This is a genomic window from Streptomyces sp. NPDC021212 (assembly GCF_044332925.1).
In the GTDB taxonomy this organism is placed as follows: domain Bacteria; phylum Actinomycetota; class Actinomycetes; order Streptomycetales; family Streptomycetaceae; genus Streptomyces.
Window position 1 is genome coordinate 417,923 of record NZ_JBIRPZ010000003.1, and the last position, 16,981, is coordinate 434,903.

The window sequence follows — 16,981 nt, forward strand, 5'->3', positions numbered from 1 at the left end:
ATCGGACACCGCCGGTATGCCCCGCGGACCCGCCCTACGGGCAGCTGATGACCTGGCCGCCGTAACTCAGGTTGCCGCCGAAGCCGAACAGCAGCACCGGGCTGCCGGAGGGTATCTCGCCGCGTTCGACCAGCTTGGACAGGGCGAGGGGGATGCTGGCCGCCGAGGTGTTCCCGGAGTCCACGACGTCGCGCGCGATCACCGCGTTGACCGCGCCGAGCTTGCGGGCGACCGGTTCGATGATCCGCAGGTTGGCCTGGTGGAGCACCACCCCGGCCAGGTCCGCCGGTTCGACCCCGGCCCGGGCGCACACCTGGCGGGCTATGGGCGGCAGTTGCGTGGTGGCCCAGCGGTACACGGACTGGCCCTCCTGCGCGAAGCGCGGCGGGGTGCCCTCGATACGGACGGCGTTGCCCATCTCGGGCACCGAACCCCACACCACCGGCCCGATGCCCGGCTCCTCGGCCGCCGTCACCACGGCCGCGCCCGCGCCGTCGCCCAGCAGGACGCAGGAGGAGCGGTCGGTCCAGTCGGCGGCCTCGGTGAACTTGTCCGCGCCGATGACCAGCGCCGCGGTGGCCGATCCGGCCCGTATCGCGTGGTCGGCGGTGGCCAGGGCGTGGGTGAACCCGGCGCACACCACGTTGATGTCCATGGCGGCGGGGCAGGCCAGGCCCAGCTTGGCGGCGACGCGGGCGGCCATGTTGGGGCTGCGGTCGATGGCGGTGGACGTGGCGACCAGCACCATGTCGATGTCGGTGGGGGCGAGGCCGCTGTGGGCGAGGGCCTTGGCGGCGGCCGCCGCGGCCATGTCGTCCACCGTCTCGTCGGGGCGTGCCACATGGCGGGTGCGGATCCCGACCCGGGACTGGATCCACTCGTCGCTGGTGTCGACCATGGCGGCGAGGTCGTCGTTGGTGAGCACCTTCGCGGGCTGGTAGTGGCCGAGCGCCCGTACGCGTGAACCGGTCATCGGTCCAGTCTTGGGGGAAACGGGCTCGTCCGGGGCGCGGGCACCTGCCAAGGTTCTGCGCCGAGATCTGGAGCTTTCGGCCTTCCCAGGTGCCGGTGGCGGCCTTCCGGCGGGGGCCGCCACGCGCTTGGCCGTCTTGTACGCGCCGACCTCGGGGAAGAGGTCGGGGAGGCCGCGCACGTACAGCCCGGCCACCGGGTAGCCCACCGTCTCCAGGTCTCACGTTCGACGGTGGACATGAGAAGACGGCTGCGTTTACTGATGAGTAATGATTGGCACGGGGTGGTGCCTCCCGTGCCGCGAATAGGCCAACGACACGTGCTGTGCCGTTCTTTGACTGGTCAGCTGATAGATGGGTATGTCATGTACTGAAGGGCCGACCTGGACCCCGGCGGTGCACGCACCCCGCCCGGACGTGGTGTCACCCCAGAGCTCCGGTGTCGCGCGCCTCCATTCTGCCGAGGAGGCTTGCATGTTCGATGATCGGCCCGCCTTCGGCGTCCGTGTGCGTGTGCTGGGCGGTGTCACGGTCGCTGAGATCGCGGGAGAGCTGGACATCTTCGCCGCGGGACGGATCTCCGCACGGCTCGATTCCCTGGCCCGTACGGGATGTCCGGATCTGGTGCTGGATCTGCGGGCGGTCACCTTCCTGGACTGCGCCGGAGTGTCCTTACTGTGCCGACTGCGCAACCGCGTGCTGGAACGGGAGGGCCGGCTGCGGCTGGTCATCGTCGATCCGCGGTTCCTGCGACTGCTGCGGATGGTCCGGCTGGAGGACGCCTTCGAGGTGCTGGAGGATCTGACACCGGCGGTCGCGGGCGCGGGGAACGCGGCGGCGGGTGGGGGCGGCGACCTCCTCGCCTGAGAAACGCCTCGTCATCCCCCTGATCGAACTGATCAGACGTCAATAGGAAGAAAAGAACTTCACTCGAACGAGGGTTTTTCCTGTGAGGAATGGCGCGTCCCTCTCTCTGTAACCGACGGTCACCCCCTTACGCTCGCCTGCACGTCACCCAGGGCCCGGCGGATCTGCACTCGATGCTCCACTCTGCCCGCTTCCGGGAGTCCGAGGACGGTGAAAGGGGGCAGTGTGCCGTTCCGAGGGGAATTCGTGATGTCGCAGCAAGGCGCTCCCCGTGGCGCACCGATGCCGCAGGGGGTGTCACACGCGACGCCGGACGCCGCGCCGGGTTCCGACGCGGGCGCCGGTGACTTATGCCGCCTGCCGGACCACCCGGACCCGGCGCCGTACGCCCGTACGTCCCGGGTCGGCGGCTGCACGGTCGTGGCGCTGCACGGCGAGATCGACATCGCCGGGCTGGCGGGCGTCGGCCCGGCGCTGGACGCCGCCACGGGGGCCCTGGCGCCCGAGGTCGTGGTCGATCTGACCCCGACGACGTTCTTCGACTGCTCCGGTCTGGGGCTGCTGTGCCGCGCCCAGCGGCGGGTCGCCGAGCGCGGCGGCCGGCTGCGGCTGGTGTGCGACGACCCGCTGATCCTGCGCACCCTGCGGGTGGGCGGGCTGCTCGACGAGCTGGACCCGGTGGCCACGCTGGAGGACGCGGTCGGCGAGGAGTGACGCGGCGGGGGAGGAGTGCGCCGGGCGAGGAGTGACACCTTCAGACGCGCGGCGGCGCCACCCCGTGGCCCTTGTGCGACCGCCCGCGGCCCCAGCCGTGGCGGCGGGGGTGGTGGCGGGCCGGGACATCGCTGTGGCGATCGGGCGCGATCTTGTTGCCGGTCTGGGCGTTGACCCGGTGGATCAGCAGCACGCCCACGGCGATCATCGCCAGGATCACGGCCACGGTGATGACGGTCTCCATGGTGTTCACTCCCCTGGGGCCGGGCCCCGGCCTGGAGGGAATTCCGGCCGAAATGCGCGAAACCTCGGTGAATACACCGTACCTCCGCCCGTAAGCGGGGGCGCCCCGCGTGCGGCGGTCGATCGGCGGGGAGGACGCCGGGGGCGCGTCCGGGAAACACCGGCCGCCCGCACCGGCGTCGGGGGGCGCGAGTGCGGGCGGCGTGCCCTGATCAGTGGCTCAGGGGCTCATGGGTGGCTTCATTGCCGGCTCGGGTGCTCAGTGGGCCTTGGTGAGCTCCTTCTTCCGCAGGGCGGCCAGGCCGTTGACCCACAGCTGGTTCACGCGGTTGATCTCGGCCTGGTTGGGCTGCGAGTTCTTGCAGGACGTCCCCGGGCCGCCCCCGGACATCAGCTCGCTGCACGGGCCCGAGTAGTGGTCCGGCAGACCGAGCACATGGCCGGTCTCGTGTGCGACGATCCGCGTCTGGTCGTACTGCCGGCTCTGTGCGTAGTCGATGAAGACGTAGCCGCGGCCGTGTCCGTCGGTGCTCGCGTACGAACCCTGCGAGCTGTTGCCCTCGCGGTAGGTGAAGTCCGGGCTGCTGCCCTCCCGCAGTTTCACATTGGTCACCGCCGCGTTCCATATCTGGGTGCTTCTCGCTATCACCGACGTGTAGGTCGGCGCCGAACTCGCGCTGTAGGTGACGGTGACCGCGGCGGTCGCGCTGGGCGCCTTCGCCCGCTTGGCCAGCGCCGACTTCATCACGGCCTTGATGAAGGCGTCGGTGTCGGCCTTGTCCTCGGCGCCGGGGACGTACCCGGCGGACGCGGTCGTGGCGGACCGGTGGTGTTCGGGCGTGGCCGCCGACGCGGGCACGGCGGCGAGGCTCGCCGCCAGACCGAGGCCGAGGGTCGCGGACAGCGCCAACTTGGGAAGTGTCACGTGGGGGGCTCCTCATCGTCCTCGGGCCCCGGCCGCCGTGTGGGGTGCGGCGGTGGGAGCCCTGGGATGCACTCTTGGTGCCGCAGAGTCTTGAGGAGATCCGGCGTGGCGCGGAGATGCCAACCGGCGATAGGCCCAGGGCATATCCCACCACCGACCCGGCCGATCCCCCGTGAGCGCCGCCGACTTGCCCTAGGACAAGCCGACTCGCGCCGCAGAAAGGGGAATTGGCGCGGTTTCAGTGTCTGGTGTGACGCGCGAGAGCGCCGTTATGCTCCCGCCGTGGAGCTCGAGGTGAGGCACCTTCGTGCGCTGTGCGCCATCGCCGACACCGGCAGCCTACGGAAGGCGGCGCGGCAGCTGGGCATGACCCAGCCCTCTTTGACGACACAGCTCCGGCGCATCGAGAACACCATCGGTGGCCGGTTGTTCTCGCGGGAGGTCACCGGCAGCCGGCCCACCCCGCTCGGACGGTCCCTGCTGAACCGGGCCAGGCCCATCGTGGCCGAGATGAACGCCCTGGTCAGCGAGGTCCGGTGGGAGGTGGGGCAGGCCGCGGGCGAAGCCTTGCGCATCGGCAGCACCGGCAGCAGGGCCGTGGTCGGATGGCTGCGCAGGCTCCGCGCCCGCTTCCCCGAAGCCGACACCACCATCCACATCGACGTGTCCGCGAACGCCCTGCTGGAGATGGTCGCCGCGCAAGCGCTCGACGCCGCGTTCGTCCACGAGGTCGAGGGCGCCCCGCTGCGGGTCCCCGAGGGCGTGCGGCGCCGGGTGCTGCTGGCCCGCGAGCCGCAGTTCGTGGCCCTCGCCGAGACGCATCCGGCCGCCGCCGCACCGGTCGTACGGCTCACGGACCTCGCCGACGACCAGTGGATGGTCGACCCCGCCGGCGACGGCGAAGGGCCCGGGCTGCGCCGCGTCCTCACCGCCGCCGGGCTGAACCCGCGGGTGGTGTACGGGGACTATCTGACCGCGGCCGACCTGGTCGCCTCCGGGGAGGTGGTCGCCCCGTGCCAGCCCACGGCCCGGTCGCGTGCGGGCATGACGGTGCGGCCGCTGCACGGGGATCCGCTGGCGGTCGGGCTGTATCTGGCCTCGCGCGTGCCGGACGCGGGAGCCCCGGCCGTCTCCGCCGACATCGACGCGCTCTTCGCCGAACTGGAGACCGCGTACCTGGAGATCGCCTGGGCGAGCGACGCCTACCGCCAGTGGCTGCTGCGCAACGACAGCCCGCTGGTACGGATCCGCGACGCCGGTACGCCGGTCCCGCTGGCCGACATCGGCCTCGCGGGTCCGTCGGACGGCGCGTGAGGCTTCGCTGCCTCAGTCGTCGATCGCCTGGTAGGCCAGCGTCCAGAAGTCGAGGTACACCGGGGAGATCGCCGGGAACTGCGCGCGCTGGGTCAGCAGGACCGCCACCATCTCCTCCGCGGGATCCGAGGCCCACGAGGTGCCGAGCCCGCCGTCCCAGCCGAAGCGCCCCGGCACCGCCGCGACGCCGTCCCGCCCGGTGACCACCGAAACCCCGAACCCCCAGCCCAGGTTGTCCCACGCCCCGGGGAACAGGCCGGACACCGCCTTCTGCGCGGGCGTCAGCTGATCGGTCGTCATCAGCTCCACGGACGGCCGGGACAGGATGCGCTCGCCACCGCCGTACCGCCCCCGGTCCAGCATCATCCGGCCGAACGCCAGGAAGTCGTCCACCGTGGAGACCAGGCCCCCGCCACCGTCGGGGAAGGCGGGAGGGGCCGCCCACCGGCTGTCCTCGGCGCCGTCGTACAGCTCGAGCTTTCGGGCCTCGGGACCGGCGAGGTACGAGGTGGCCAGCCGGCCGAGCTTCTCCCGCGGCACGTGGAAGCCGGTGTCCGCCATGCCCAGCGGTTCGAAGATCCGCTCCCGCAGGAAGTCCTCCAGCGGGCGGCCGGTGGCCCGTGCGATGAGCACACCCAGCACCTGGGAGCCGGTGTGATACATCCACTTCTCGCCCGGCTGGTGCATCAACGGCAGCGTGCCCAGCCGCCGCATCCACTCATCGGGGTCCGGCGCCGCGGTGGGGTCCGGCATCCCCACCCCGACCCCCAGCTCCTGGACGGCACGCGCCACCGGATACGTGCCCTCCGCCGGGCCCATCAGCATGCCCAGGCCCAGCCGGAAGGTCAGCAGATCGCGCACGGTGATCGGGCGGATCGCCGGAACGGTGTCCTCCAGCGGTGCGTCGATCCGGCTGAGCACCCGGCGGTCGGCCAGTTCGGGCAGCAGCCGGTCCACCGGGTCGTCCAGCCGCAGCACACACTCCTCGACGAGGATCATCGCCGCGACCGCGATGACCGGCTTCGTCATCGAGGCGATCCGGAAGATGGTGTCCCGGCGCAGGGGATCCCCGGTGCCGACCGCCTTCGTACCGATCACATCGACATGCGTCTCACCGCGCCTGCTGAGCGCCGTGACGATCCCGGGCGCCTCGCCCTCGTCGACATGGCGGGCCATGACGTCGTGCATCCGGCCCAGCCGCGCGGTCGAGAATCCTCCGGCGCTCATGTGCGGTCCCCATTCGTCCGTGAGAGTGCCCAGTCAGGGCTCGGGTAAGGGGGACCGCGCGGCGAGCCGGAACTCATCGGTGTGCGGGGGATCAGCCGATGTCGGGCGGCGCGCCCGGCAGCCGCTGCTCCGCCCAGATCGTCTTCCCCTCCGCGGTCTGCCGGCTGCCCCAGCGCCGGCTGAGCTGGGCGACCAGCAGCAGCCCGCGGCCGCCCTCGTCGAAGGTGCGGGCGCGGCGCAGATGCGGGGCGGTGTTGCTGGCGTCGGACACCTCGCAGATCAGCGAGTGGTCGTGGATCAGGCGCAGCTGGATGGGCGGGATCGCGTGCCGGATGGCGTTGGTGACCAGCTCGCTGACGACCAGTTCGGTGGTGGACACGGCCTCGTCAAGACCCCAGTCGGTGAGCCGCTCGGTGACGTCCCGGCGGGACCGGGCGACACAGGCCGGGTCGGCGGGCACGTCCCACGTGGCCACGTGCGCCGTGTCCAGGGCGCGGGTCCGGGCCAGGAGCAGGGCGACGTCGTCGAGCACTCCGTGCTCGGGCAGCAGCGTACGCAGAACGGAGTCGCAGGTGCCTTCCAGCGACGGGGCGGGGTGGGCCAGCGCGTCGGCCAGCAGCACACGCCCCTCGTCCACGTCCCGGTCCCAGCCGCCCAGCAGGCCGTTGGTGTAGAGGGCGAGCACGGTGTTCTCGGGCAGTTCGAGGTCCATCACCTCGAACGGCAGCCCGCCCACCCCGAGCGGCGGACCCACCGGCAGGGGCACGAACTCCACCGGGCCGCCGGGGGTGACCACGGCCGGTGCGGGATGCCCGGCCGCGGCCATGGAGCAGTGGTGCGACACCGGGTCGTAGACCGCGTACAGGCAGGTGGCGCCGACGTCCCCGGCGGTCTCCTCGTCCCCGGCCTCCGCGGACAGGTGGATCACGAGGTCGTCGAGGTGGGTGAGGAGTTCGTCCGGCGGCAGATCCACATCGGCGAGGGTCCGCACCGCGGTGCGCAGCCGCCCCATGGTGGCCGACGCCTGGATGCCGTGGCCGACCACATCGCCCACCACCAGGGCGACCCGCGCCCCGGACAGCGGGATCACGTCGAACCAGTCCCCGCCCGCCGCCGTGTGCGGCCCGGCGGGCAGATAGCGGGAGGCCACCTCGACCGCCGACGGCCGGGGCACCGCCTGCGGCAGCAGACTGCGCTGGAGGGTCAGCGCGGTGTCGCGTTCCCGGGTGAAGCGGCGCGCGTTGTCCACACAGACCGCCGCCCGCGTGGTGATCTCCTCGGCCAGCAGCACATCGTCCTGGGTGAACCCTCCGGGGCGGTGGTGGCGGGTGAACACGGCCACCCCGAGGGTGGTCCCCCTGGCCCGGATCGGCACGGACATCACCGAGTGGATGCCGAACTCCCGGATCTTGGCGGCGCGGACCGGCTTGAGGGCGCCCCATTCCCTGATGACGGGATCGTCGGCGGTGTAGATGATGGGCCGCCCCGCCACCAGGCACTCGCCCATCGGGGACACCTCCGGGTAGGTGTTCACCTTCCCCAGCTCGACCGCGGCCTCCGGAACCCCCGCGTAGATCGACTGTTGGGCGACGCGGCACAGCACGATCGGGCCGGTGAGCGGACCGGGCGGCAATTCCTCGTCCTGGTCGAGCCGGTCCAGCAGATCGACGCTCACGAAGTCGGCCAGCCTCGGTACACACACCTCGGCCAGCTCCTGCGCGGTGCGCTCGATGTCGAGGGTGCTGCCGATCCGTACGCTTGCCTCGCTCAGCAGCAGCAGCCGCTGCCGGGCCCGGTACTGCTCGGTGATGTCGTGCGCCGCCAGGCATACGCCGTGCACCTGGCCGTCCTTCGTCTTCAGCGGCGCGAAGTGGGCCGACCAGGCGTGCTCCCGCTCCTCGCCGCCGGTGCGCGGATACGTCTCCATATGGCGCCGTTCGCCGGTGCGCAGCACATGCCGCATCAGCGCCTCGAGACCCTCGCTGCGCAGCGTCCCGGCGATGTCCGCGAGCCGCAGCCCGTGGAGGTCCCTCTCGGGCAGGCCGATGACGCGCGCCATCTCGGTGTTCACCTTGCGCAGCCGCAGATCGGTGTCGTAGACCGCCATGGGGCACGGGGACTGGGCGTACGCCCAGGTCAGGAGCGTCGTGTCGGAGGGCGCCGGGGCGTCGTCGGCGGGCAGTGGGGCGACCAGCAGCCAGCCGTCCCCGGTGCGGTGGGCCAGCAGCGTCACCTCGACCCGCCGCCCGTCGCGGTGGCGCAGCGCCAGCCTGCCGTGCCAGGGCGCCCGTACCGCCCGGGCCCGCTCCGCCACGCCCTCGGCCGGTTCGGCGAGCAGCGCCGCGGCGGGCCGTCCCACCACCTCCGACGGCGGATATCCGAGCAGCCGCCGGGCACCGTCGTTCCAGCCGGTCACCGTGGCGTCACCGCTGACGGTGACCCGCGCCGCGCCCGCTTCGTCCACGTGTTCCAGTATGGGCGTTATATGCAAAGAAGACCGCACCCGGCCGCGGTGGAGGGCCGGGTGCGGCGGAGGGACCTGTGGGCCCCGGGGGCCGGGTCAGGCCTTCTTGGTCTCCCAGAAGATCTTGTCGATCTGGGCGATGTAGTCCAGGGCCTTCTGGCCCGTGGCCGGGTCGGTGGAGCCCTTGGCGGTGCTGAGCGCCTTCAGGGTCTCGTTGACCAGCTGGTGCAGCTCCGGGTACTTCTCGAAGTGCGGGGGCTTGAAGTAGTCGCTCCACAGCACCGAGACGTGGTGCTTCGCCAGCTCCGCGCGCTCCTCCTTGATGACGGTGGCGCGGGCACGGAAGTGCGGGTCCTCGTTGGCCTGGAACTTCTCCTGGACGGCCTTGACGGACTCGGCCTCGATGCGGGCCTGGGCCGGGTCGTACACGCCGCACGGCAGGTCGCAGTGCGCGCTGACCTGAACCTTGGGGGCGAACAGGCGGGAGAGCATAGAGCTGTCCTTCCATTCGTGATCGTCTTCTCAGGTGCGAGATTACTCCGTGCGGGAAGGCTTTTCTCGGGCGGGCCGGGGGGCTTAGGTCAAAAGTCCGGTGACACTCCGGGATGTCTGGCGGTGTGACCTGGGATGGTGGGGCGGATGGCGGAGTACGAACCGGAGGTGCCGTGATGCAGGAGCAGCTGCACGATCGCGGGCAGGAGAGGGACCGCGAGCAGCACGGCCTGCTGCGGATGGGGCTGGCCGAGGTGTACAACCCGTCGATGCGGCCGTCGCTCCACCCGGGCGACCAGTTGGTCGTGCGGTACGGGGTGCCCGTGCGGCCGGGGGACGTGGTGGTGCTCCGGCACCCCTTCCGGCAGGACCTGCTCATCGTCAAGCGCGCGGTGGAGCGGCGCGAGGGCGGCTGGTGGGTGATGGGGGACAACCCGGACGTGGAGAACGACAGCCGGGAGTTCGGTGTCGTACCGGACGAGCTGGTGGTGGCCCGGGCGTGGTTGCGGGTGCGGCCGCTGCCGGGGCGGACCGGGGCCCGGGGTCAGCGGTCGATGGCGGGGCTGCTGTCCTGGGCGGTGTCGGCGGTGCGGCCCGTGCGGTCGCGCTCGCGGGCCAGGGCCGTCGCGGGCGTCGCGGGCGGGGAGTCGGCCGGGCGGCCCGCGTCGAGGCGCTTACGGGCGCGATAGGCGGCGACGTTGGCACGAGTGGCGCAGCGGTCCGAGCAGTAGCGTCGGGATCGATTTGTCGACGTATCGAGATAGGCGTTGCGACAGGGCGGGGCCTCGCAGATGCCGAGCCGGTCCGCGCCCAGTTCGGTGAGGTGGAACGCGAGCCCCATGGCGGCGGTCGCGGCGAACCCGGCGCCGGCGTTGGCGGCGTAGTCGGCGATGTGCATGTGCCAGTGGGGGCGGCCGTCCTCGTCCCGCAGCCTGTGTCCGGAGATCTGCGGGCTCACCGGGAACTCGATGAGCAGCGCGTTGAGCAGATCCACCGCCAACACCTCGTCCCCGTCCGCCGCCGCCTCGAAGACCGCGCGCAGCCGGGCCCGGACCGACCGCAGCCGGGTGACGTCGGCGTCGGTCGCGCGCCGGGTCGACTGCCCGCTCTCGCCGACGAGGGTGCGTACGGCGTCGACCGAGGTGAGCGCGTCGGTGCCGCGTGCGGGCTCCTCGCTGTTGACCAGACGCACGGCGAGATCTGAGTAATAAGCCAGTTCCACTTGTGGTCCTTACCGGGGCGGTCTAGGGTCGGTTCGGTCAGGTCAGGTAATGGGCGCTCTAGGTGCAAGGGTATTACGGACTACGACGTGGAGGAGCACGATGACGGACACCCTCGCCGCGACGGACTGGCAGGCGTGGCAACGGAGCTGGGACCGGCAGCAGGAGTGGTACCTCCCCGATCGTGAGGAGCGGTTCCGGGCGATGCTCGACACGGTCGAGGCGCTGGTCGGCCCGGAGCCGAGAATCCTCGACCTCGCGTGCGGCACGGGCAGTATCTCGGATCGGGCCCTGCGCCGCTTCCCCCGCGCCACCAGCACCGGCGTCGATCTGGACCCCGCGCTGCTGGCCATCGCGCGCGGGCACTTCGCGGGGGACGGCCGCGTCACCTTCGTCAGCGTGGACCTGCGCGACCCGGCGTGGACGGGCCGGCTGCCGCACCCGACGTACGACGCGGTGCTCACCGCCACCGCACTCCACTGGCTGCGCTCCGATGAACTCCGGACGCTGTACGGCCAGGTGGCGGGCGTGGTGCGGGAGGGCGGGGTGTTCCTGAACGCCGACCACATGCCGGACCCGGACACGCCCCGGCTCAACGACGCCGACCGCACGTACCGCAAGGAGCGGCAGGCCCGGGCCAAGGCCGAGGGCGCCCAGGACTGGGTGGACTGGTGGGGCGCCGCCGCGGCGGACCCGGTGCTGGCGGAGCCCGTCGCCGAGCGGTTCACGATCTTCGGCAACCCGGCGGACGGCGACCATGCGGACGGCGAGGTGCAGTCCGCCGGCTGGCACGCGGACGCGCTGCGCGAGGCGGGGTTCGCCGAGTCGCGGCCCGTGTGGTGCTCGGTCTCGGACGCCATGGTGCTCGGGCTCAAGTGACAGCGCTCGTGTGACAGCGCGAGGGCGGTACGGGGCTTCAAGCTCCGTACCGCCCTCGTTTCGTTTTCCTTACAGCACCTTCGACAGGAACGACTTCGTCCGCTCGTGCTGCGGATTCGTCAGCACCTCGCGCGGAAGTCCGGACTCCACGACCACTCCGTCGTCCATGAAGACGACCGAGTCCCCGACCTCCCGGGCGAAGCCCATCTCATGCGTGACGACGATCATCGTCATGCCGTCCTCCGCGAGCCCGCGCATCACATCGAGGACGTCCCCGACCAGCTCCGGGTCGAGCGCCGAGGTCGGCTCGTCGAAGAGCATCAGCTTCGGCTCCATGGCCAGGGCCCGCGCGATCGCGACCCGCTGCTGCTGCCCGCCGGAGAGCTGCGAGGGGTAGTTGCCCGCCTTGTCGGCGAGGCCGACCCGGTCGAGCAGCTTCAGCGCGCGTTCCCGGGCGACCGCCTTGGTCTCCCGCTTGACCTGCACCGGCGCCTCGATCACGTTCTCCAGCGCGGTCATGTGCGGGAAGAGGTTGAAGCGCTGGAAGACCATGCCGATGTCGCGGCGCTTCGCGGCGACCTCGCGGTCCTTCAGCTCGTAGAGCCTGTCGCCCTTCTGCCGGTAGCCGACCAGGTCGCCGTCCACGTACAGCCGCCCGGAGTTGATCTTCTCCAGGTGGTTGATGCAGCGCAGGAAGGTGGACTTCCCGGAGCCGGACGGGCCGATCAGACAGAACACCTCACGCGGGGCGACCTCCAGGTCGATGCCCTTGAGGACCTGTACGGCGCCGAAGGACTTGTGGACGCCCTCGGCCTTCACCATGGCGTTCATGCGCTCACGCCTCCCTGGCGGTTGGAGCCGGACAGCAGGTTGACCCGGATGCGCTGCAGCGGCGTCGCGGGCAGGTTCCGTGAGGTGCCCCGCGCGTAGTAGCGCTCCAGGTAGTACTGGCCCACGCTGAGCACCGAGGTGAGGATCAGGTACCAGGCGGCGGCGAGGAAGAGCATCTCCGCCGTGGCACCGGAGTTCTGGCCGACCTCCGAGGTGGCCTGGAGCAGGTCCCAGTACTGGACCGCGATCACCAGCGAGGTGGTCTTGAGCATGTTGATGAACTCGTTGCCGGTCGGCGGCACGATCACCCGCATGGCCTGCGGCAGCACGACCCGGCGCAGGGTCTTGGCGTGGCTCATGCCCAGCGCCTGGGCGGCCTCGGTCTGGCCCTCGTCGACGGACTGGAGGCCCGCCCGGCAGATCTCCGCCATGTACGCGGCCTCGTTCAGCCCGAGGCCCAGCAGGGCGGCCAGGAACGGGGTCATGAAGTCCGACCACTCGTCCTTGTAGATCGGCATGATGTTGATGTAGTGGAAGACCAGCCCCAGGTTGAACCACACCAGCAGCTGCACATAGACCGGGGTGCCGCGGAAGAACCAGATGTAGCCCCAGGCGATGGAGGACGTCACCGGGTTCTTCGAGAGCCGCATCACGGCCAGGACGATGCCGAGTGCCACGCCGAGCACCATCGACAGGATGGTGATCCAGATGGTGTTGCGGACGCCCTTGAGGACTTCGCCGTCGAAGAAGTAGTCCGGGATGGCGGCCCAGTTCACATCGCCTTCGGCGAAGGCGTAGACGAGTGTCACCAGCAGGGCGATGGCGACGACCGCGGAGACCCAGCGGCCGTAGTGCCGCACCGGGATGGCCTTGATGTTCTCCGGTGCGGGAGACGGGGTGCCGACGGGCCCCGTCTTGTCGATCTTCGTTGTCACGGGTGAGTGCCTTTCAGCGCGAGCGCGCGGGCTTCGGGGTTCGCCGGGTCACTTGCCGCCGTTGACGATGGCCTTGGTGACCGCGCCGTCCTTGACGCCCCACTTCGCGACGATCTTGTCGTATTCGCCGTTCGCGATGAGGAGGGCGAGCGCCTGCTGCAGGGCGTCGCGCAGCTCGGTGTTCTCCTTGGAGAGGGCGATGCCGTACGGGGCGGCGTCCACCTGCTCGCCGACCAGCTGGAAGTCCTTGCCGCCGCCGGAGGTCTTCACCGCGTAGGCGGCGACGGGGAAGTCGCTGGACCCCGCCGCGGCGCCCCCGCCGCGCAGCCGGGTCTGGGCCTCGGTGTCATTGCCGAACGCCTCGACCGCGATCTTCTGCTTGCCCCCCTTCTCGCACTTCTTCGACTCCGCCTTGGCCAGGTCGTGCGAGACGGTGCCGCGCTGCACGACGACCTTCTTGCCGCAGAGGTCGTCCCAGGTCTTGATGCCCTGGTCGGCGCCCTTCTTGGTGTAGATCGAGACACCGGCGGTCAGGTAGTCGACGAAATCGACGCCCTCGCCGGCCTTCTTGCCGGTGTCGGGGTCGACGCCGTCCTGGCGGCCCTTGTTGTCGGTCATGGCCGACATGGCGATGTCGTAACGCTTCGAGCGCAGACCGGACAGCAGGGTGTCGAACGTGGCGTTGTTGAACTGGAAGTCGACTCCCAGGACCTTGCCGAGCGCGTTGGCCAGGTCCGGGTCGAGCCCCATGACCTTGCCGTTCTTCTTGAACTCGACCGGCGGGTAGTTGATGTCGGAGCCGACCTTGACCACACCCGCGTCCTGGATCTTCTTCGGCAGCTTGCTGAAGAGCGGGCCCTTCTCGGCGGCGTTGCCGGAGCCTCCCGAGTTCGCCTTGTCGGTCTGGTCGCCACAGCCCGTCAGCAGCAGGGCGCCCACGACCGCGACGGCGCCGACAGCGGCCGTCCGGGACTTCGTGGTGACCCGACGGCGCGTGAAGCTGGCGGTCATGCTGGTTCCTCCGGCAGGGTGAAGGGGTGTCCGAGAATCGGGAACACATGTATGGGCGCCGCGATCTCGTGTGATTGGGGCATCTTGCCATCCGGACGGGCACGCTCGGGCTGCGTTCCGTGTCAAAATCGGATAACGGGCGATCCCCGTGGTGCACAGGAAACGGACACCGGGCTGGACAGCCCAGGTGCGGGGAGCGGTACGAAATTGTGATCATGCGGCGAATGACGCGTGACAGCAGCATGCATATTCGAGGCTGCTTCGACCGCTTTCGAGTGTTATGAGAAGTTTCCGAACACCACCGCAACGGAACCCGTTCGTTCTGGGCGCAGGCTTCCGGTAGAACAGACGGCTACACCCCTCATCCGGGGCTCACGACGCGAGTGCGACGCGTCCGGCGTCCGTATCTGACTCCGCGTGGCGGGTATCTGTCGCGCGGTACCGGACGCGGTGCCCGCCCGCTCCCAACCTGGGGCGGTTACCCTCGACAGAAAACAGACAAAGGGGTCTAAAAGTGGCAGCGGAGATGGTGAATCCTCGCAGCGACAACGCAAGCGACAGCGGTGAAGGAGCCGACGGAGTGACCGACGGAGAGCCCTTCGATCCCGCTTTCGCGCTGCACCGCGGCGGCAAGATGGCCGTCCAGGCGACCGTGCCCGTGCGCGACCGGGACGACCTGTCCCTCGCCTACACGCCGGGCGTCGCGAAGGTCTGCAGCGCGATCGCCGAGCAGCCCGCACTCGTCCATGACTACACCTGGAAGTCCCAGGTCGTGGCCGTGGTGACGGACGGCAGCGCGGTGCTCGGGCTCGGCGACATCGGCCCGGAGGCGTCCCTGCCGGTGATGGAGGGCAAGGCGATCCTCTTCAAGCAGTTCGGCGGTGTGGACGCGGTGCCCATCGCGCTCGACTGCCGGGACGTGGACGAGATCGTCGAGACCGTGGTCCGGCTCGCGCCCTCGTTCGGCGGCGTCAATCTGGAGGACATCTCCGCGCCCCGCTGCTTCGAGATCGAGCGCAAGCTCCAGGAGCGCGTCGACATCCCGATCTTCCATGACGACCAGCACGGTACGGCGGTCGTCACGCTGGCCGCGCTGCGCAACGCGGCCAAGCTGACCGACCGGGCCCTCGGCCAGCTGCGCGCCGTCATCTCCGGCGCGGGCGCCGCCGGTGTGGCCATCGCCCGGATCCTCACCGAGGCGGGCATCGGAGACGTCGCGGTCTGCGACCGCAAGGGCGTCGTCTCCCCGGACCGCGACGACCTCACCGAGGTCAAGCGCGAGCTGGCCGGCTTCACCAACAAGGCCGGGCTCACCGGTTCGCTGGAGACCGCGCTGGACGGCGCCGACGTCTTCATCGGCGTCAGCGGCGGCACGGTGGCGGAGGAGGCGGTGGCGAAGATGGCGCCCGGCGCCTTCATCTTCGCGATGGCCAACCCCAACCCGGAGATCCACCCCGAGGTCGCGCACCAGCACGCGGCCGTGGTCGCCACCGGGCGCAGCGACTTCCCGAACCAGATCAACAACGTGCTCGCGTTCCCCGGCATCTTCGCCGGCGCCCTCCAGGTCCGGGCCTCCCGGATCACCGAGGGCATGAAGCTCGCCGCCGCCGAGGCGCTGGCCTCCGTCGTGGCCGACGAGCTGAGCGCGGACAAGGTCATCCCGTCGCCGTTCGACGAGCGGGTCGCCCCGGCGGTGACCGCGGCCGTGGCCGCCGCCGCCCGCGCGGAGGGCGTGGCGCGCCGCTGAGCCTTCGCTGATCGGCGTACGGGGCCGGGCCGTCCATGGGGCGGCCCGGCCCCGCGTGTGTGCGCCTGCGGGCCGTTTTCTCGGGCGGGGCGGTGTGACTCACATCGCGGCGTGGTTCCGTCGCCCTGCGCCGCGGCCTAGGGTCGGGATCATGTTCGCTGCCTACGCCGCACGTATCGACCGCGACCAGCCGCTCAACGGCCTCGAGCTGGGCGAGCGCCCCGAGCCGGAGGCACGCCCCGGCTGGACGACCGTCAGCGTCAAGGCCGCCTCGCTCAACCACCACGACCTGTGGTCGCTGCGCGGGGTCGGACTCGGCGAGGAGTCGCTGCCGATGATCCTCGGCTGTGACGCCGCCGGGGTCGACGAGGACGGCAACGAGGTCGTCCTCCACTCGGTCATCGGCCAGAGCGGTCACGGCGTCGGACCGCGTGAGCCCCGCACCATCCTCACCGAGCGCTACCAGGGCACCTTCGCGGAGAAGGTCACCGTCCCCACCTGGAATCTGCTGCCCAAGCCCAAGGAGCTGTCCTTCGAGGAGGCCGCGTGCCTCCCGACGGCCTGGCTGACCGCCTACCGCATGCTGTTCACCAACGCGGGCGTACGGCCCGGCGACAGCGTGCTGGTGCAGGGCGCGGGCGGTGGCGTGGCCACCGCCGCGATCGTGCTGGGCGCCGCCGCCGGGCTGCGGATGCTCGCCACCAGCCGGGACGAGGCCAAGCGCAAGCGGGCGGTCGAACTCGGTGCCGAGGGGGCGTACGAGCCGGGGGAGCGGCTGCCGCGGCGGGTGGACGCGGTGATCGAGACGGTCGGCGCCGCGACCTGGTCGCACTCGGTGAAGTCCCTCAAGCCGGGCGGCACGCTGGTCATCTCGGGTGCCACGAGCGGCCCCAACCCGCAGGCCACCGAGCTGAACCGGATCTTCTTCCTGGAGCTGAAGGTCGTCGGGTCGACGATGGGCGGCAAGGACGAGCTGGAGGACCTGCTGAGCTTCTGCGCCGCGCGGGGAGTGCGGCCGGTGGTCGACTCGGTGCTGCCGCTGGACCGGGCGCGCGAGGGGTTCGAGAAGATGGCGGGCGGCGATCTGTTCGGCAAGGTCGTGCTGACGGTCTGACGGCCTGACGGTTTCACGGTCCGGCGG

The 16,981-nt window shown here is 70.9% G+C and carries 16 protein-coding genes and 1 pseudogene; 7 read left to right on the forward strand and 10 right to left on the reverse strand.

Annotation, left to right across the window (positions count from 1 at the left end; all coding sequences use genetic code 11):
* Window positions 1-34: 34 nt before the first annotated feature.
* Window positions 35-973, reverse strand: a complete 939-nt coding sequence (locus ACH4SI_RS10145) for a beta-ketoacyl-ACP synthase III (protein ID WP_398294704.1) — start codon at window positions 971-973, stop codon at window positions 35-37.
* Window positions 974-1,445: 472 nt separating this feature from the next.
* Here ACH4SI_RS10145 and ACH4SI_RS10150 point away from each other — a divergent pair, with 472 nt between their 5' ends.
* The gene (locus ACH4SI_RS10150; RefSeq protein ID WP_398294706.1) at window positions 1,446-1,838 is read left to right on the forward strand and encodes an STAS domain-containing protein; all 393 of its coding nucleotides are present in this window, start codon (window positions 1,446-1,448) and stop codon (window positions 1,836-1,838) included.
* A gap of 294 nt (window positions 1,839-2,132) precedes the next feature.
* A complete protein-coding gene (locus ACH4SI_RS10155; RefSeq protein WP_398294708.1) occupies window positions 2,133-2,552 on the forward strand; it encodes an STAS domain-containing protein in 420 nt (139 codons plus the stop codon).
* A gap of 40 nt (window positions 2,553-2,592) precedes the next feature.
* Here the strand turns inward: ACH4SI_RS10155 and ACH4SI_RS10160 are convergent, their stop codons facing one another.
* Window positions 2,593-2,796 carry a hypothetical protein gene (locus ACH4SI_RS10160; protein ID WP_398294710.1) on the reverse strand — a complete coding sequence of 68 codons (204 nt, stop codon included), beginning with the start codon at window positions 2,794-2,796 and terminating at the stop codon, window positions 2,593-2,595.
* A 258-nt stretch (window positions 2,797-3,054) separates the two neighbouring features.
* On the reverse strand, window positions 3,055-3,720 hold the full coding sequence (gene snpA, locus ACH4SI_RS10165; protein ID WP_398294712.1) for a snapalysin: 666 nt from the start codon (window positions 3,718-3,720) through the stop codon (window positions 3,055-3,057).
* 282 nt (window positions 3,721-4,002) lie between these two features.
* On the opposite strand from snpA, the gene ACH4SI_RS10170 reads away from it, so the two are divergent.
* Entirely contained in the window at window positions 4,003-5,034 is a 1,032-nt protein-coding gene (locus tag ACH4SI_RS10170; protein WP_398294714.1) for a LysR family transcriptional regulator, read from the forward strand.
* A 12-nt stretch (window positions 5,035-5,046) separates the two neighbouring features.
* Here the strand turns inward: ACH4SI_RS10170 and ACH4SI_RS10175 are convergent, their stop codons facing one another.
* The 3 genes from ACH4SI_RS10175 to sodN all read right to left on the reverse strand — a co-directional run bounded on the left by ACH4SI_RS10175 (window position 5,047) and on the right by sodN (window position 9,217).
* Window positions 5,047-6,261, reverse strand: a complete 1,215-nt coding sequence (locus ACH4SI_RS10175) for a serine hydrolase domain-containing protein (protein WP_398294716.1) — start codon at window positions 6,259-6,261, stop codon at window positions 5,047-5,049.
* Between the two features lie 91 nt (window positions 6,262-6,352).
* A complete protein-coding gene (locus ACH4SI_RS10180) occupies window positions 6,353-8,734 on the reverse strand; it encodes a SpoIIE family protein phosphatase (protein ID WP_398295228.1) in 2,382 nt (793 codons plus the stop codon).
* Between the two features lie 87 nt (window positions 8,735-8,821).
* On the reverse strand, window positions 8,822-9,217 hold the full coding sequence (sodN, locus tag ACH4SI_RS10185) for a superoxide dismutase, Ni (RefSeq protein WP_398294718.1): 396 nt from the start codon (window positions 9,215-9,217) through the stop codon (window positions 8,822-8,824).
* Between the two features lie 176 nt (window positions 9,218-9,393).
* Here sodN and sodX point away from each other — a divergent pair.
* Window positions 9,394-9,837, forward strand: a pseudogene (gene sodX / locus ACH4SI_RS10190) (nickel-type superoxide dismutase maturation protease); the annotation flags it as partial.
* Here sodX and ACH4SI_RS10195 read toward each other — a convergent pair.
* The gene (locus ACH4SI_RS10195; RefSeq protein WP_398294720.1) at window positions 9,762-10,439 is read right to left on the reverse strand and encodes a CGNR zinc finger domain-containing protein; all 678 of its coding nucleotides are present in this window, start codon (window positions 10,437-10,439) and stop codon (window positions 9,762-9,764) included. The pseudogene sodX and the gene ACH4SI_RS10195 sit on opposite strands and share 76 nt — an antisense overlap.
* 100 nt (window positions 10,440-10,539) lie before the next feature.
* Between ACH4SI_RS10195 and ACH4SI_RS10200 the strand changes: the two genes are divergently transcribed.
* Complete coding sequence (locus tag ACH4SI_RS10200) at window positions 10,540-11,316, forward strand: class I SAM-dependent methyltransferase (protein ID WP_398294722.1); 777 nt, start codon at window positions 10,540-10,542, stop codon at window positions 11,314-11,316.
* Window positions 11,317-11,385: 69 nt separating this feature from the next.
* Here ACH4SI_RS10200 and ACH4SI_RS10205 read toward each other — a convergent pair whose 3' ends face one another.
* The 3 genes from ACH4SI_RS10205 to ACH4SI_RS10215 are packed head-to-tail and all read right to left on the reverse strand — an operon-like array spanning window position 11,386 to window position 14,093.
* On the reverse strand, window positions 11,386-12,147 hold the full coding sequence (locus tag ACH4SI_RS10205) for an amino acid ABC transporter ATP-binding protein (RefSeq protein WP_123108195.1): 762 nt from the start codon (window positions 12,145-12,147) through the stop codon (window positions 11,386-11,388).
* Complete coding sequence (locus ACH4SI_RS10210; RefSeq protein ID WP_398294725.1) at window positions 12,144-13,082, reverse strand: amino acid ABC transporter permease; 939 nt, start codon at window positions 13,080-13,082, stop codon at window positions 12,144-12,146. Before ACH4SI_RS10210 ends, ACH4SI_RS10205 begins: the two co-directional genes overlap by 4 nt.
* 48 nt (window positions 13,083-13,130) lie before the next feature.
* A complete protein-coding gene (locus tag ACH4SI_RS10215; protein ID WP_398294727.1) occupies window positions 13,131-14,093 on the reverse strand; it encodes an ABC transporter substrate-binding protein in 963 nt (320 codons plus the stop codon).
* 514 nt (window positions 14,094-14,607) lie between these two features.
* Here ACH4SI_RS10215 and ACH4SI_RS10220 point away from each other — a divergent pair.
* Together ACH4SI_RS10220 and ACH4SI_RS10225 are read left to right on the forward strand one after the other, a co-directional pair.
* A complete protein-coding gene (locus ACH4SI_RS10220) occupies window positions 14,608-15,840 on the forward strand; it encodes an NADP-dependent malic enzyme (protein WP_398294729.1) in 1,233 nt (410 codons plus the stop codon).
* Between the two features lie 151 nt (window positions 15,841-15,991).
* Complete coding sequence (locus ACH4SI_RS10225; RefSeq protein WP_398294731.1) at window positions 15,992-16,954, forward strand: zinc-binding dehydrogenase; 963 nt, start codon at window positions 15,992-15,994, stop codon at window positions 16,952-16,954.
* The last annotated feature ends 27 nt before the right edge of the window (window positions 16,955-16,981 follow it).

Bases quoted from the DNA above. Each gene is read 5' to 3' on its own strand.
- ACH4SI_RS10145 (WP_398294704.1), bottom strand. From the start codon at position 973: ATGACCGGTTCACGCGTACGGGCGCTCGGCCACTACCAGCCCGCGAAG.
- ACH4SI_RS10150 (WP_398294706.1), top strand. From the start codon at position 1,446: ATGTTCGATGATCGGCCCGCCTTCGGCGTCCGTGTGCGTGTGCTGGGC.
- ACH4SI_RS10160 (WP_398294710.1), bottom strand. From the start codon at position 2,796: ATGGAGACCGTCATCACCGTGGCCGTGATCCTGGCGATGATCGCCGTG.
- ACH4SI_RS10175 (WP_398294716.1), bottom strand. From the start codon at position 6,261: ATGAGCGCCGGAGGATTCTCGACCGCGCGGCTGGGCCGGATGCACGAC.
- sodN (WP_398294718.1), bottom strand. From the start codon at position 9,217: ATGCTCTCCCGCCTGTTCGCCCCCAAGGTTCAGGTCAGCGCGCACTGC.
- ACH4SI_RS10200 (WP_398294722.1), top strand. From the start codon at position 10,540: ATGACGGACACCCTCGCCGCGACGGACTGGCAGGCGTGGCAACGGAGC.
- ACH4SI_RS10205 (WP_123108195.1), bottom strand. From the start codon at position 12,147: ATGAACGCCATGGTGAAGGCCGAGGGCGTCCACAAGTCCTTCGGCGCC.
- ACH4SI_RS10215 (WP_398294727.1), bottom strand. From the start codon at position 14,093: ATGACCGCCAGCTTCACGCGCCGTCGGGTCACCACGAAGTCCCGGACG.
- ACH4SI_RS10225 (WP_398294731.1), top strand. From the start codon at position 15,992: ATGTTCGCTGCCTACGCCGCACGTATCGACCGCGACCAGCCGCTCAAC.